At 65.8% G+C, this 15,986-nt stretch carries 12 protein-coding genes; 9 read left to right on the top strand and 3 right to left on the bottom strand.

The window, feature by feature from the left end; translation table 11 throughout:
• The first annotated feature begins 119 nt into the window (after positions 1-119).
• From ACVI1L_RS02170 to ACVI1L_RS02140, 7 genes are all read left to right on the top strand, one after another.
• A complete protein-coding gene (locus ACVI1L_RS02170; RefSeq protein ID WP_016846764.1) occupies positions 120-209 on the top strand; it encodes a K(+)-transporting ATPase subunit F in 90 nt (29 codons plus the stop codon).
• A 119-nt stretch (positions 210-328) separates the two neighbouring features.
• Positions 329-2,032 carry a potassium-transporting ATPase subunit KdpA gene (kdpA, locus tag ACVI1L_RS02165; RefSeq protein ID WP_456782149.1) on the top strand — a complete coding sequence of 568 codons (1,704 nt, stop codon included), beginning with the start codon at positions 329-331 and terminating at the stop codon, positions 2,030-2,032.
• 23 nt (positions 2,033-2,055) lie between these two features.
• Positions 2,056-4,167 (top strand): potassium-transporting ATPase subunit KdpB, encoded by a 2,112-nt coding sequence (gene kdpB / locus ACVI1L_RS02160; RefSeq protein ID WP_456782148.1) that lies wholly within the window; start codon positions 2,056-2,058, stop codon positions 4,165-4,167.
• 113 nt (positions 4,168-4,280) lie between these two features.
• Complete coding sequence (locus ACVI1L_RS02155) at positions 4,281-4,886, top strand: K(+)-transporting ATPase subunit C (RefSeq protein WP_057014873.1); 606 nt, start codon at positions 4,281-4,283, stop codon at positions 4,884-4,886.
• Positions 4,887-4,925: 39 nt separating this feature from the next.
• Entirely contained in the window at positions 4,926-7,637 is a 2,712-nt protein-coding gene (locus ACVI1L_RS02150; RefSeq protein WP_076823914.1) for a sensor histidine kinase, read from the top strand.
• Positions 7,634-8,323 carry a response regulator gene (locus tag ACVI1L_RS02145; RefSeq protein ID WP_456782147.1) on the top strand — a complete coding sequence of 230 codons (690 nt, stop codon included), beginning with the start codon at positions 7,634-7,636 and terminating at the stop codon, positions 8,321-8,323. Before ACVI1L_RS02150 ends, ACVI1L_RS02145 begins: the two co-directional genes overlap by 4 nt.
• Before the next feature lie 148 nt (positions 8,324-8,471).
• Positions 8,472-8,714, top strand: coding sequence for a DUF6496 domain-containing protein (locus tag ACVI1L_RS02140; RefSeq protein ID WP_225161094.1), 243 nt, complete (start codon positions 8,472-8,474; stop codon positions 8,712-8,714).
• 112 nt (positions 8,715-8,826) lie between these two features.
• Here the strand turns inward: ACVI1L_RS02140 and ku are convergent, their stop codons facing one another.
• A complete protein-coding gene (ku, locus tag ACVI1L_RS02135) occupies positions 8,827-9,714 on the bottom strand; it encodes a non-homologous end joining protein Ku (protein ID WP_057015087.1) in 888 nt (295 codons plus the stop codon).
• A gap of 116 nt (positions 9,715-9,830) precedes the next feature.
• Here ku and ligD point away from each other — a divergent pair, with 116 nt between their 5' ends.
• Positions 9,831-12,473 (top strand): DNA ligase D, encoded by a 2,643-nt coding sequence (ligD, locus tag ACVI1L_RS02130; RefSeq protein ID WP_456782146.1) that lies wholly within the window; start codon positions 9,831-9,833, stop codon positions 12,471-12,473.
• Positions 12,474-12,552: 79 nt separating this feature from the next.
• Here the strand turns inward: ligD and ACVI1L_RS02125 are convergent, their stop codons facing one another.
• Complete coding sequence (locus tag ACVI1L_RS02125) at positions 12,553-12,717, bottom strand: DUF3309 family protein (protein WP_076823921.1); 165 nt, start codon at positions 12,715-12,717, stop codon at positions 12,553-12,555.
• 168 nt (positions 12,718-12,885) lie between these two features.
• On the opposite strand from ACVI1L_RS02125, the gene ACVI1L_RS02120 reads away from it, so the two are divergent.
• Positions 12,886-13,194, top strand: coding sequence for a polyhydroxyalkanoic acid system family protein (locus ACVI1L_RS02120; protein WP_038382949.1), 309 nt, complete (start codon positions 12,886-12,888; stop codon positions 13,192-13,194).
• 9 nt (positions 13,195-13,203) lie between these two features.
• Here the strand turns inward: ACVI1L_RS02120 and treY are convergent, their stop codons facing one another.
• Positions 13,204-15,984, bottom strand: coding sequence for a malto-oligosyltrehalose synthase (gene treY, locus ACVI1L_RS02115; RefSeq protein ID WP_456782145.1), 2,781 nt, complete (start codon positions 15,982-15,984; stop codon positions 13,204-13,206).
• Between the last annotated feature and the right edge of the window lie 2 nt (positions 15,985-15,986).

Below are 15,986 nucleotides of genomic sequence, written 5' to 3'. Positions count from 1 at the left end.
CCCTGTGACGCATAGGAGTCTCACATGATGGACATTCTCATGGCGGCGCTTGCGATCGGCTTCTTCGCGGCCGGCATCGGCTACGCCTACGCCTGCGAACGGCTGTAACGGAGGCGGCGATGATCTTCGATTACTCGCTCGCCGGCCTCGTCTCGCTCGGCCTGCTGTTCTACCTCACTTACGCATTGCTGCGGCCCGAACGCTTCTAGGCGGCCCGCGATGTCAGCGCTTTGCACAATTCTGTTAGCCGACGCGATGCTGACCGGGCTGTTGCTCGGCTTGTTCGCGTCGATGCTGCGCTTCGCTCCCATTCGAAAGGTTTGACGCAATGACCGTCATCGGCTGGATTCAAATTATTCTGTTTTGCGCGATCGTCGCCGCGCTGGTCAAACCGCTCGGCTGGTACATGACCCGCGTGTTCAGCGGCGAGCGCACCTTCCTGTCGCCCGTGCTGCGCCCGGTCGAGCGCGGCCTCTACTGGGTCGGCGGCGTCGACGAGCGGCGCGAGCAGCACTGGCTGACCTATACGGTCGCCATGCTGCTGTTCCATGTCGGCGGCTTCGCCATCATCTACGGCCTGATGCGGCTGCAGGCGGTGCTGCCGTTCAACCCGGCCGGACAGTCGGCGGTCGCGGAGGACCTCTCCTTCAACACCGCGATCTCCTTCATCACCAACACCAACTGGCAGAACTACGGCGGCGAGAGCACGCTGTCCTATCTGGTCCAGATGGTCGGCCTCACCCACCAGAATTTCCTGTCGGCGGCGACCGGCATCGCGCTGGCGATGGCGCTGATCCGCGGCTTCACCCGCTCGTCGATGCGCACCGTCGGCAATTTCTGGGTTGATGTCACGCGCTGCACGCTCTACGTGCTGCTGCCGATCTGCGTCGTCTACGCGCTGTTCCTGGTCTGGCAGGGCATGCCGCAGACGCTCGGCGCTTATGTCGACGCCACCACGCTGGAGGGCGGCAAGCAGACCATCGCGCTCGGGCCCGTGGCCTCGCAGGTCGCGATCAAGATGCTCGGCACCAATGGCGGCGGCTTCTTCAACGCCAACGCCGCGCATCCGTTCGAGAATCCGACCGCGCTGTCGAACCTCGTGCAGATGGTCTCGATCTTCGCGCTCGGCGCCGCCATGACCAACGTGTTCGGCCGCATGGTCGGCAACGAGCGCCAGGGCTGGGCGATCTTCGCCGTGATGGGCATCCTGTTCGTCGCCGGCGTCACCGTCACCTACTGGGCGGAAGCCAACGGCACCTCGGCGCTGCACGCGCTCGGTCTCACCGGCGGCAACATGGAGGGCAAGGAGGTCCGCTTCGGCATCGTCGCGTCCTCGCTGTTCGCCGTCGTCACGACTGCCGCCTCCTGCGGCGCGGTCAATGCCATGCATGACAGCTTCACCGCGCTCGGCGGCATGATCCCGCTGATCAACATGCAGCTCGGCGAGGTCATCATCGGCGGCGTCGGCGCCGGCTTCTACGGCATGCTGCTGTTCGTCGTGCTGGCGATCTTCGTCGCCGGCCTGATGGTCGGCCGCACTCCGGAATATGTCGGCAAGAAGATCGAGGCGCGCGAGGTCAAGATGGCGATGCTCGCGATCCTGGTGCTGCCGCTGATGTATCTCGGCTGGACCGCGGTCGGCGTGGTACTGCCGTCGGCGGTGGCCTCGATGGCGAACTCCGGCCCGCACGGCTTCACCGAGGTGCTGTACGCGTTCACCTCGGCGACCGGCAACAACGGCTCGGCCTTCGCGGGCCTCACCGGCAACACCCTGTTCTACAATCTGACGCTCGCCTCCGCGATGTTCGTCGGCCGCTTCTTCATGATCGTGCCGGCGATGGCCATTGCAGGTTCGCTGGTCGAGAAGAAGTCGATCCCGGCCTCGGCGGGCACCTTCCCGACCACCGGCGGGTTGTTCGTCGGCCTCGTCATCGGCGTGATCCTGATCATCGGCGGTCTCACCTTCTTCCCGGCGCTGGCGCTCGGGCCGATCGTCGAGCACCTCGCCATGAACGCCAACACCCTGTTCTGATCGAATTGTCCGGAGTGACAACCATGGAAACCACAAGACTGCAAAAGCAGGTGACGGCGTCGACCATGTTCGACCCGAAGATCCTGGTGCCGGCGATCCGCTCGGCCTTCGTCAAGCTCGATCCCCGCCTGATGGCGAAGAACCCCGTGATGTTCGTGGTCGAGGTCGTGGCCGCGTTGACCACGGTGATCTTCGTCCGCGACCTCGTCACCGGCAGCGCCAATCTCGGCTTCACCTTCCAGATTATCCTCTGGCTCTGGTTCACGGTGCTGTTCGCCAACTTCGCCGAGGCCGTTGCCGAAGGCCGCGGCAAGGCGCAGGCGGAATCGCTGAAAAAGACCCGTACCGAGAGCCAGGCCAAGCTGCTCACCGGCACCGACCGGACCTATCGCATGGTGCCCGGCACCTCGCTGAAGGTCGGCGACGTCGTGCTGGTCGAGGCCGGCGACAACATCCCGTCCGACGGCGAGGTGATCGAAGGCGTGGCCTCGGTCAATGAAGCCGCGATCACGGGTGAATCCGCACCTGTGATCCGCGAGTCCGGCGGCGACCGTTCCGCGGTCACCGGCGGCACCCAGGTGCTGTCGGACTGGATCCGTGTCCGCATCACCGCAGCCCAGGGCTCGACCTTCATCGACCGCATGATCAAGCTGGTGGAGGGCGCCGAGCGGCAGAAGACGCCGAACGAGATCGCGCTCAACATCCTGCTGGCCGGCCTCACCATCATCTTCGTGTTCGCGACGGTGACGATCCCGAGCTATGCGGCCTATGCCGGCGGCTCGATTTCGGTCGTGGTGCTGGTGGCGCTGTTCGTGACGCTGATCCCGACCACGATCGGCGCGCTTCTGTCGGCGATCGGCATCGCCGGCATGGACCGCCTGGTGCGCTTCAACGTGCTGGCGATGTCTGGCCGCGCGGTGGAGGCTGCCGGCGACGTCGATACGCTGCTGCTGGACAAGACCGGCACCATCACGCTCGGCAACCGCCAGGCGACCGCGTTCCGTCCGATCCGCGGCGTCGCCGAGCAGGACCTCGCCGATGCGGCGCAGCTCGCCTCGCTGGCCGACGAGACGCCGGAAGGCCGCTCGATCGTGGTGCTCGCCAAGGAGAAATACGGCATCCGCGGCCGCGACATGCATGAGCTTGCCGCGACCTTCGTGCCGTTCACCGCGCAGACCCGCATGAGCGGCATCGATGCCGGCACGTCGTCGGTCCGCAAGGGCGCGGTGGACGCGATCCTTGCCTATGTCGACGGCGGCTCGCCCCGCACCGTCGCCTCGGGCAACACCGTCCGCGCGGTCGCGGCGACGATGAGCGCCGAAGCGCGCGAGATCCAGTCGATCGCCGACGAGATCGCAAAGGCCGGCGGCACGCCGCTGGCCGTCGCCAAGGACGGCAAGCTGCTCGGCGTCGTGCACCTGAAGGACATCGTCAAGGGCGGTATCCGCGAGCGCTTTGCCGAACTGCGCCGCATGGGCATCCGCACCGTGATGATCACCGGCGACAACCCGATGACCGCGGCCGCGATCGCGGCCGAGGCCGGCGTCGACGACTTCCTGGCGCAGGCAACCCCCGAGGACAAGCTCAAGCTGATCCGCGACGAGCAATCCAAGGGCAAGCTGGTCGCGATGTGCGGCGACGGCACCAACGACGCGCCGGCGCTGGCGCAGGCCGATGTCGGCGTCGCCATGAACACCGGCACGCAGGCCGCCCGCGAGGCCGGCAACATGGTCGACCTCGATTCCAACCCGACCAAGCTGATCGAGGTGGTCGAGATCGGCAAGCAGCTGCTGATGACCCGCGGCGCGCTGACCACGTTCTCGATCGCCAACGACGTCGCGAAGTACTTTGCGATCATCCCGGCGATGTTCCTCGCGTTCTATCCGCAGCTTCAGGTGCTGAACGTGATGCACCTGGCGAGTCCGCAAAGCGCGATCCTGTCGGCGATCATCTTCAACGCGCTGATCATCATCGCGCTGATTCCCTTGGCGCTGAAGGGCGTCAAGTATCGCGCGGTCGGTGCCGGCGCGCTGCTCGGCCGCAACCTGATGATCTATGGCTTGGGGGGCATCATCATCCCGTTCATCGGCATCAAGGCGATCGACCTCGTCGTCGCCGCTTTGGGCCTGGCTTAACCACAGCGTCATTGCGAGGAGCGAAGCGACGAAGCAACCCATCCATCCGTTATGCCGATCCATGGATTGCTTCGCTTCGCTCGCAATGACGAAGGAGATTTAGGAGACCTGTCATGTTGAAAGAAATCCGCCCCGCCATCCTCGTGCTGGTCCTGCTGACCGCGATCACGGGCCTTGCCTATCCGCTCGCCATCACCGGCATCGCCGGCGTCATCTTCCCGCGCCAGGCGCAAGGCAGCCTGATCGAGCAGGACGGCAAGGTGATCGGCTCCGCCCTGATCGGGCAGGAGTTCAAGGAAGATAAATACTTCCATGGCCGGCCGTCGGCGACGGTCGCGCCCGATCCGAACGACTCCACGAAGACAGTGCCGGCGCCCTACAACGCGGCCAATTCCGGCGGCTCCAACCTCGGCCCGACCAGCAAGGCGCTGAACGACCGGGTCAAGGAGGATGTCGAGAAGCTGAAGGCGGAGAACCCGTCCGCCAGCGTGCCGGTCGATCTTGTGACCACGTCGGGCAGCGGGCTCGATCCGGATATCTCGCCGGACGCCGCGCTGTTCCAGGTGCCGCGGGTCGCCAAAGCGCGCAGCATGTCCGAGGACGCAGTGCGTGAGCTGGTGACGCAGAACACGCAGGGCCGCTTCGCCGGCGTGATCGGCGAGCCCCGTGTTAACGTTCTTGCGCTCAACCTGGCGCTCGACGCGGCAAAGCCAAAATAGGAGAGTAGGCTGCCCCTCGCAGGATGACTATATTGCGGTATGGCCAATCAGCGCGACCCTGACAAACGACCCTCGCCGGATGCGCTGCTGGAGGCGGCGCGCCGGGAGACCGATCGATCGGGACGGCTGAAGATCTTCATCGGCGCCGCCCCCGGCGTCGGCAAGACCTACGAGATGCTCTCGAGCGCCCACGCCCGCCTGAAGGCGGGCGTCGACGTCGTGGTCGGCGTCGTCGAAACCCACGGTCGGGTCGAGACCGAGACGCTGCTCAGGGGTCTCGAGGTGCTGCCGCGGAAGCGGCTGACCTATCGCGACCAGACGCTAGAGGAGATGGACCTCGATGCATTGATCGCGCGGCGGCCGCAGCTCGCGCTGGTCGACGAGCTCGCCCATACCAACGCGCCGGGCAGCCGGCATCCCAAGCGCTATCTCGACGTCGAGGAATTGCTGTCGCACGGCATCGACGTCTATACCGCGATCAACATCCAGCACATCGAGAGCCTCAACGACGTCGTCGCGCAGATCACCCATGTACGGGTGCGCGAGACGGTGCCCGACTCGGTGGTCGATCGCGCCGATGCCATCGAGCTGATCGACCTGACGCCCGACGACCTGATCCAGCGGCTGAAGGAGGGCAAGGTCTATGTGCCCAAGCAGGCCGAGCGGGCGCTGGAACACTATTTCTCGCCCGGCAATCTCACCGCTCTGCGCGAGCTGGCGCTGCGCCGCACGGCCGAGCGGGTCGACGAGCAGCTGCTCAACCACATGCAGGCCAATGCGATTGCCGGACCCTGGGCCGCCGGCGAGCGCATCCTGGTCTGCCTGAGCGAGGATCCGCGCGCGGCCGGCCTCGTGCGCTACACCAAGCGCCTCGCCGACCGGCTGCATGCGCAATGGACCGCGGTCAGCATCGAGACGCGGCGCAGCCTGCAACTTTCCGACGAGCAGCGCGACCGGCTGGCCGACACCATGCGGCTCGCGGAATCGCTCGGCGGCGAGGCGCTGACGCTGCCCGGCGTCGGCCGCCGTATCGCCGACGACGTCATCAATTTCGCCCAGGCCAACAACGTCACCCAGATCATCATCGGCAAGTCCACGCGCTCGCGCTGGTTCGAGCTGACGCATGGGTCCGTGGTGCACGATCTGGTGCGCCGCGCCGGCAATATCAGCGTCAACGTGATCGCCGGCGACGAGCTGCCGGTCGGCAAGGCGGCGGTGCAGACCGCGCAGCGGCAGGAGCCGTTCAATCCGCGGCCCTATCTGATGGCGCTGCTGCTGGCGGCGCTCGGGCTCGGCGCGGCCAAGCTGATCCAGCCGTTCTTCGGCATCGAGAATGTCGACCTGGTCTTCCTCACCGCCGTGGTCGGCGCCGCGGCGCGCTATGGCCTCGGGCCGTCGCTGCTGGCGAGCGTCGCGGCCTCGCTGTGCTACAATTTCTTCTTCCTGCCGCCGGTCTATACCTTCACCATCACTGACCCGACCAATGTCGCGGCGTTCTTCTTCTTCATGCTGATCGCGCTGCTGGTCTCCAACGTCGCGGCGCGGGTGCGCACCCAGGCTGACACCGCGATCAGCCGCGTCCGCACCACCGAATCGCTCTACGCCTTCAGCCGCAAGCTTGCCGGCACCGCGACACTGGACGACGTGCTGTGGGCGACCGCCTACCAGATCGCGCTGATGCTCAAGGTGCGCGTGGTGCTGCTGCTGCCGGAGGACGGCATGCTGACCGTCAAGAGCGGCTATCCGCCGGAGGATCAGCTCGACCAGGCCGATCTTGCCGCCGCCAACTGGGCCTGGGGCAACGACCGCCCGGCCGGCCGCGGCTCGGACACGCTGCCGGGGGGAAAACGGCTGTTCCTGCCGATGCGCACCGGCCGCGGCCCGATCGGGGTGATCGGCATCGACGACGACCGCACCGGGCCCTTGCTGACGCCGGACCAGCGCCGGCTGCTCGATGCGCTGGTCGATCAGGGCGCGCTGGCGATCGAGCGCGTGCTGCTGGTCGAGGACATGGACCGCGTCAAGCGCACGGTGGAATCCGACCGGCTGCGCGGCGCGCTCCTGACCTCGATCTCGCACGATCTCAAGACGCCGCTGGCCTCGGTGCTCGGCTCGGCCTCGGCGCTGCGCGACCTCGGCGCCAACCTGAGCGATGCGCAGAAGCACGATCTGCTCGCCACCGTGATCGACGAGTCCGAGCGGCTGAATCGGTTCATCGCCAATCTGCTCGACATGACCAAGCTGGAATCCGGCGCGATCGTGCCGAACACGGCGCGCCATGATGTCGGCGAGATCGTCGGCAGCGCGCTGCGGCGGGCGAGCAAGATCCTGGTGCATCACCGGGTGTCGCTGGAGCTCGCGGCCGATCTGCCGATGCTGGAGCTCGACGCCGTGCTGTTCGAGCAGGTGCTGTTCAACCTGCTCGACAACGCTGCCAAATACGCCCCGTCGGACACCACGATCTCGATCCGCGGCGCCCGCGATCGCGACACCATCGCGCTGCAGATCCTCGACGAAGGCAACGGCATTCCCGCAGCCGAGCTCGAAAGCGTGTTCGACAAATTCTATCGCGCCGAGAAGGGCGACCATGTTCGCCCCGGAACCGGCCTCGGGCTTGCAATCTCGCGCGGCTTCGTCGAGGCGATGCGCGGCACGATCGCGGCGGCCAACCGCGCCGACCGCAGCGGCGCCGTCATCACCATCCGCCTGCCGATCCCCGCCGACACCAACGCGCTGGACACTGCTGCATGAACGCGACGCCGATCAAGGTCCTGGTCATCGACGACGAGCCGCCGATCCGCAAGCTGCTGCGGATGGGGTTGAGCACGCAGGGCTATGACATCCTCGAGGCATCCAACGGCAAGCTGGCGCTGGAGATGCTGGCCGAGGGGCCGGCGCTGATCATCCTCGACCTCGGTCTGCCCGACATCCAGGGCCACGACCTCCTGCGCATGATCCGCGGCCGCAACGAGAGCGTCCCGATCGTGGTGCTGTCGAGCCGCGGCGACGAGGCCGGCAAGGTGCAGGCGCTCGATCTCGGCGCCGACGATTATCTGACCAAACCGTTCGGCATGGACGAATTGCTGGCGCGGCTGCGCGCGGCGCTACGGCACCAGTTGCAGGTGCAGGGCGAGCGGCCGGTGTTCCGCTCCGGCGATCTCTCGGTCGACCTAGTGCGCCGGATCGTCAAGGTCGGCGACAAAGAGATCAAGCTGTCGCCGAAGGAATATGACCTGTTGCGCGTGCTGGTGCAGCATGCCGGCAAGGTGCTGACCCACCGTTTCCTCTTGAAGGAATTGTGGGACGAACTGACCGACGCGCAATATCTGCGCGTCTATGTGCGCCAGCTCCGCCAGAAGATCGAGGCCGACCCGGAGCGTCCGCAATTCGTGCTGACCGAGACCGGCATCGGCTATCGGCTGCGCGCGGCGGACTAACATGTAGCCCGGATGAGCGAAGCGATATCCGGGGCATCTCCCGCATGTCGCTGCGCTCATGCGGGCTACGTTGGTGCCGTCGCCCGACGACACCAAACGGAACTTTCGCTGCCATCGAGGCTTGTTTTCCGTTAGCGGGAGACAAGCCATGGCAAGGAAATATTCGCGGAAGGCATCGGGCGATGTAGAGCGCGCGATGAAGAAACGCAAGGCCGGCACGCTGCGCAGCGGCCGCTCCAAGAAGAAGGTGAAGAGCCGCAAGCAGGCGATCGCGATCGGCTTGTCCGAGGCACGCGCCAAGGGCAGGAAAGTGCCGAAGAAGTCGTCAAAGAAGAAGACGGCGAAGAAGCGCAAGACTGCCAAGAAGCGGAAGAGCTCGAAGAAGAAGTAGCGGACGAGTTGCATCCATCCGTCATTGCGAGGAGCGTAGCGACGAAGCAATCCATCCCTCCGCGTATGTGGAGAGATGGATTGCTTCGCTGCGCTCGCAAGGACGAGAGATCTCACCCCGCCTTGCGTCGCCGCGCGCTTGACCGGTGCGCCTTCTTGGCGGCGCGGCGATGCGGGGTCGGGCGGCGCGCGGTGGAGCGCGAGCGCCTTGCGCCGCTCTTGCCGCCTTTCAGGCTCTGCTGCAGCGCGTCCATCAGGCTCACGACGTTGCTTGGCTTCTCCTCGCGCTCGGCGGCCTTGATCGGCTTGCCGGCCGCCTTGCGGCGGACCAGGGCCTTCAGCGCGGTCTCGTACTCGTCCTTGAATTTCGACGGATCGAAATGCGCGGCCTTGCTGTCGAGGATATGGCCGGCGAGCTCGATCATGTCCTTCGTGACCTTCGGGCTCCTGATGTCGTCGAAATAATCGTCGGCGTCGCGCAGCTCGTAGGGGTAACGCAAGGTGGTGCCGAGCATGCCCTTGTCGAGCGGCTCGATCGCGATCACATGCTCGCGGTTGGTCAGCACGATCCGCGCCAGCGCGACGCGGTCCTGATCCTTCATGGCGTCGCGGATCACCGCGAACGCGTCGACGCCGGCCTTGCCGTCGGGCCTGATGTAGTAGGGGTGGTCGAGATAGCGCTTGTCGATCTCGCCCTCGGGCACGAAGCTGTCGATGTCGATGGTATGGTTGCTCTCGATCTGGACCGCTTCGAGCTCGTCCTTCTCGATTTCGACATATTTGCCCTTGCTGACCTCGTAGCCGCGGCCCTTCTGGTCGCCCTCGACAACGTCGCCGGTCTCGGTATCGACCATCTGCTGCTTCAACCGGTTGCCGGTCTCCCGGTTGATCATGTGGAAGCGGGTCTTCTCGACCGCGGTCGAGGCCGGGTAGAGCGCCACCGGGCATGACACTAGCGAGAGCTTGAGCGTGCCTTTCCAGTAGGCGCGGGGAGCGGCCATGATCGCCTCCAAACAGCTTGAGTTTGGAACTTGAACGGATACCGTGGGTTTTGGTTCCTGATGGCCGCACGGAGGCGGCGGCCGTCGTTTGCGCCGAGGGTTTGCCGAGGTTTGTTGTGTCGCTGAGAAACCTGTCCACCTATCGCAAGAAGCGCGACTTCGAGAAGACCAACGAGCCGTCGGGCGACGTCAAGGTCGCACCGAGCAAGCAGCGGCGCTTCGTCATCCAGAAGCACGACGCGACGCGGTTGCATTACGATTTGCGGCTCGAATTCGATGGCGTCTTCAAGTCCTGGGCGGTGACGCGCGGGCCCTCGCTCGATCCGCATGACAAGCGGCTGGCGGTGGAGGTCGAGGATCATCCGCTCGACTATGGCGATTTCGAAGGCACCATTCCCGAAGGCCAGTACGGCGGCGGCACGGTGCAGCTGTGGGATCGCGGCACTTGGGAATCGGACGATCCCGAGCGCGGCTTCAAGAAGGGCGACCTGAAGTTCACGCTTGAGGGCGACAAGCTGCACGGCAGCTGGGTGCTGGTGCGGATGAAGGGCGACCGCTTTGGCGGCAAGCGCACCAACTGGCTCCTGATCAAGCACCGCGACGAATATGCCGTTGACGGCAACGGCGAGGAGATCCTCGACGAAGACCGTTCGGTCGCCTCCGGACGCTCGATGGCGCAGATCGCGGCCGGCAAGGGCCGGGCGCCGAAGCCGTTCATGCTGGCCAAGGGCAACGGGAAGGCCAAAGCGGACGCGGTCTGGCAGTCCAACCACGGCATGGCTGCGGACGCGCGCGCCAGGACCAAGGCGCCGGCGCCCAAGGAGCGGCTGAAAGTGACGCGGCAGGCGAAACCGAAGCAGGTATCGGAGATGCCCGATTTCGTCGCGCCGCAGCTCTGCGCCGCGGTGGAGTCTCCACCCAATGGCACGGGCTGGTGCCACGAGATCAAGTTCGACGGTTACCGCGTGCAGCTCCGCGTCGAAGACGGCGAGGCCGTGCTGAAGACGCGCAAGGGGCTCGACTGGACCGCCAAGTTCGGCGCGATCGTGAAGGAGGCGGAGAAGCTGCCCGACGCGCTGATCGATGGCGAGATCGTCGCGCTCGACAAGAACGGCACGCCGCATTTTTCGACGCTGCAGGCCGCGCTCTCCGACGGCAAGACGGATCGGCTGATCTTCTACGCGTTCGACCTGCTGTTCGCCGGCACCGAGGACCTGCGCCCGCTGCCGCTCGCCGAGCGCAAGACGCGGCTGAAGCAATTGCTCGCGGCGCGCAAGGGCAAGAACCCTCTGATCCGCTATGTCGAACATTTCGAGCAGCGCGGCGAGGCGGTGCTGGAATCCGCGCGCAAGCTCGGCCTCGAAGGCATCGTCTCCAAACGGCTCGACGGCGCCTACCGTTCCAGCCGCTCCGACGACTGGACCAAGGCAAAAATCCGCGCCGGCCATGAGGTGGTGCTCGGCGGCTGGAAGACCACCAATGGCAAATTTCGCTCGCTGATGGCGGGCGTCTATCGCGGCGATCATCTGGCGTTTGTCGGCATCGTCGGCACCGGCTTCGGCCAGGACACGGTCCGCCGCATCATGCCGGCACTGAAGGCGGCGGAGGCGGACGAGAACCCGTTCGGCGGCAAGGGCGCGCCGAAGAAGACCCGCGACGTGCACTGGCTCAAGCCGGAGCTGGTCGCCGAGATCGAGTTCGCCGGCTGGACCGACGCCGGCAATATCCGCCAGGCCGCCTTCAAGGGCCTGCGCCAGGACAAGCCGGCGCACGAGGTCGAGGCCGTGCGGCCGGTTGTAACCAAAGTGGTGAAGCCGATGGCCAATGGCGCGGCGAAGAAGGGCACCGGGAAGGCGTCCAGCGAGGTGATGGGTGTCGTCATCTCGCACCCGGACAAGGCGCTGTGGCCCGATGCGGGCGATGGCGAGCCGGTGACCAAGCTCGACCTCGCGAACTATTTCGAGGCGGTCGGCGAATGGATGATCTCCTATCTCAAGGGCCGGCCGTGCTCGATCGTGCGTGCGCCCGACGGCATCAAGGGCGAGACCTTCTTCCAGCGTCATGCGATGGCCGGCACATCAAAACTGCTCAAGCTTGCGAAGGTCTCGGGCGACCGTAAACCCTATTTGCAGATCGACCAGATCGAGGGCCTGGCAGCAGTCGCGCAGCTCGGCGGTCTCGAGCTGCATCCCTGGAATTGCGCGCCCGATGCCTATGACACGCCGGGCCGGCTGGTGTTCGATCTCGATCCCGCGCCCGATGTTGCATTCACCGACGTGATCGACGCCGCCAAGGACATGCGGCAACGGCTGACCGCGGTCGGCCTCGAAAGCTTCTGCAAGACCACCGGCGGCAAAGGTCTGCACGTCGTCACACCGCTGCTCGCAGGCAGCAGGGACAAGGTGACGTGGAAGGAGGCCAAGGGGTTCGCGCAGGCGGTCTGCCAGTGGATGGCGCAGGACGATCCCGAGCGCTATCTGATCAACATGTCCAAGGCCAAGCGCACGGGAAAGATCTTCCTCGACTATTTGCGCAACGACAGGATGTCGACGGCGGTCGCGGTGTTGTCGCCGCGGGCGCGTCCGGGGGCGACAGTGTCGATGCCGCTGACCTGGCCGCAGCTGCGCGGTGATCTCGATCCGAAGAAATTCACGCTGCGCACCGTGCCGGCCTTGCTCGCGAAGACGAAGGCCTGGGATGGCTACGAGGATGCGGCGTCGTCGATCAAGTCGGCGATGAAGAAGCTCGCGGCCAAGTAAGCGCCGTCCAACGAAGCACCACCCGCTTTCGCGGGTGATGCTGGTCGTCGATATCGGCAGGACGCAACGCTACCAAGGGCTACAGTCGTCCCATCAGGAGCAGGATCAGCAGAATCACGACGACCAGGCCGAGCCCGCCGCCGCCGTAATAGCCGGTGCCGTAAAACGGTCCGCCGCCGATGCCGCTGAAGCCGCCAAGCAGCGCAATGACCAGAATGATGAGAATGATCGTTCCAATTGACATCTAGCGTCTCCTCAGCCCCGCGGGCTCGTCTCGTTTCTGCCCTTCGGGAAGGAAAACAACCCGTAACTGTGAAGGTTCCGGAGTTGGCGCTGTGATAAACCTGTGTGGTTCTTCCGTTTGCCTTGGAACAGAACTACATCAACCAAACCCACGGAGGAGTGCATCGCAATGTCGGCGCCGCTGATCGTTTCGATACCCCATAGCCTCGGCCGCGACGAGGCGATGCGCCGCTTGAAAACGGGCCTGTCGCGCGCGACGGCGAACCTGCCGGTCATAAGCGTCGACGAGGAGCGCTGGGACGACAACCGGATGAGCTTTCGTGTCCGGGCGCTGGGGCAGGTCGCGGCCGGGCATGTCGATGTCGAGGATGCCCATGTGCGCGTCGAGGTGACGCTGCCGTGGCTGCTGCAACGGTTCGCCGAGGTCGCGCAGGTGGCGATCCAGAAGCGCGGGAAATTGCTGCTGACCAAGCGCTGACGCAGGACGTCAGGCGTGCGAGCGGGCCGGCCTTGCGGTGCGTTTCGTCCCCGCGACCTTTGTCTTGAGCACGGCAACCGGCAGATTGCCGAACAGTTCCGGGAGCTGAATCCGGGTTGCGCCATCCCTGAGCGCATATCCAGCCGCGTCGATTTCACCCTCAAAAGCTTCGGGGCGCGGCCAGCTGCGGCCGCCCTGCGTGAACGGGGCGAACGATCTTGCCACCGCAACGATCGCCGCCTCGCGGCCATGGCGCCGCGCGAAGGCAATGACGTGATCGCGGTGCGGGCCGCTGACGGCGAGCGGCACGTAGTCGCCGCTGGTGAACACATCGGCCATCTCGTTGCGGAGCCGGAGCAGATGCCGCGTCCATGCGAATTTGAGGCGGCCGTCGCGCCAGTCTTGCGCCAGCGCATCCCAATCCGGCGTCTCCAGTGCTGCGAGCATTCCTGTCCGTTCGGCAAAGTCGACCGGGCGGCGGTTGTCCGGGTCGACCAGCGAAAGATCCCAGCTTTCGGTGCCCTGGTAGAAATCCGGCACGCCCGGCATGGTTGCCTTCAGCGTGATCTGGCTGAGCGAATTCAGCGCGCCGATCAACGCGGTCCGTTGCGCCAGCGTCCCCAGCGCATCGAGGAATTCCGGCGAGGTCTTGCGATCGAGGATTCGCTCGATAAAGGCTTTCACGCCGGCCTCGTAAGGCTGGTGCGGATTGAGCCAGCTGGTTTCCTGCTTGCCCTCGCGCGCCGCCTTCAGCGCGTAGGCCTGGATGCGGGCGGCGAGCGACGCATCATCGGGATCCCAGGCGCCGAGCAGGGCCTGATACAGCATGTATTCGAACGTCGCCGATGGCGCGCGCATCTCGCCGTCGAGCACCAGATGCGGCGCATTCAGCACCTTCCAGCGCGCCACCGCGCTGGTCCATTCGCCGGGGATTTCCGCAAGCGCCATTATGCGGGCGCGGGCGTCCTCGCCGCGCTTGGTGTCGTGGGTCGCGGTCGCCGTCATGCCGTGCGGCCATTCGCGGGCGCGGGCCTGCATCATGGCGTGGAAGGTCTCGGGCGCGATCGCGCTCGCCGCCGGATCGCCGCCAACCTCGTTGAGCGCCAGCAGTCGGTGATAGCGATAGAAGGCGGTATCCTCCAGCGACTTCGCCATCATCGGCCCGGTGAATTGCTGCACTTTCAGCGCGAAGCGCCGGACCCGCGGCGCGCCATGCGGCGGCCGGCCGGGCTGCAAAAGGTCCATGGTCAAGGCATCGCGCAGGAAATCGAAGATACCCTCGTCGGCGGCGAACCAGTCGGCGCGAGCGCGCTCGATGGTCTCGCTGATCAGCGTGCGGTCATGCGCGGCGGGGCCGGAGGCGGTCAGATAGGTGCGATAGACCGGAAAGTGCAGCACATAGAGCTCGAGCGCCTGCCGCAGACTGTCGCCGGAGAAGTCGCGGGTCGAGTAGTGTCCGCTGGCAATGCGCGCAAGCAGCCGCGCCAGCACGGTGAATTCGCTGGTGAGTAGCGTCTCCAGCACGCGTTGCTTGGCCTCGCGCAACACCGGCGTCAGGTTCGGCGACTGGTTGCTGATCTGGCGCCAGATCTCGTTCAGTGGATCGAGGCCGCGACCGTCGACCAGTGCCTGGCTGATCGTGTTCATCCATTCATAGCCGGTGGTGCCGTGAACGCCGCTGAATTTCGGCAGCTTCTCGTCCTCGCCGAGGATCTTCTCGATCACCATGTAGAACGGCCTGGCCTTCGCGCCCTGCGCGGAGCGGATCAGGCGGCGCAGCCGCTGGAAGTACTGCGCGGGATCGCGCAGGCCGTCGATATGGTCGAGCCGCAGGCCCTGCAGCCGGTCTTCGGCGATCAGCCGCTTCACGAGGCTGTGGCTCGCCTCGAAGGTCGCGGCGTCCTCGACCCTGAGGCCGGCCAGCGTGTTGACGTCGAAGAAGCGGCGATAGTTGATGTCGCTGGACGCCAGCCGCCAGTGGCCGAGCTTGTAGTGCTGGCGTTCCAGCAAATGATGCAGGGCCAGCGTCTGGGTCGGGCGGTCCTCGCCGGCGCGATAGGCATCGAGGCCGCGTGCGATGATGTCGGCGCCGCCCTCGATCGCCTTGATCGCCGCCTTCAGCGCCGGCGCTTCGACGCGGTTGGGGCGACGCAGCGCCCGGTATTGCGCGGCGAGCTCGAGCATCGCGCGTCCGGTCGGGCTGTCTTCGGCCGCGGCCTCGCGGACGATGGTGCGCAGCACCTCGCCATAGCGCTCCGGCGCGATCGGCAGGCGGTGCTCGAAATACCAGGCCGAGAAGCTGCCCTCGTTCGCGTCATAGCGCAGCTCGATGTCGCCGCGCTCCAGCGCCTGGCCATAGGACGAGCCGAGGATCGGCAACAGCACGCCGCCGCGCGCGCGATAGGGCAGCTGGTCCCAGTCGATGTCGAAGGAGACCGCGTGCGGCGACGCCGGTCCCCATTCCAGCACATCGAGCCACCACGGATTGTCGGCGAAGTGAACGCCGACATGGTTCGGCACGAAATCCAGGATCAGGCCGAGATCATGGCGCTTCAATGCGTCGCTCAGCCGCGCAAAGCCCTCCTCGCCGCCGAGCTCCGGATTGAATTTGGTGTGGTCGACGACGTCATAGCCGTGGGTCGAGCCCTTGCGCGCCTTCATGAAGGGCGACGCATAGACATGGCTGATGCCGAGCGCCTTCAGATACGGCGCCACGCCGGCGGCGGCATCGAAGTCGAAATCGGCAGTGAGTTGCAGACGGTAGGTTGCGATCGGGATCGCCGGAGGCATTG

It is taken from the genome of Bradyrhizobium sp. USDA 4516 (assembly GCF_054055915.1).
The sequence above is the reverse complement of the archived record's forward strand: the minus strand, read 5'-3'. Positions and strand labels throughout refer to the sequence as shown.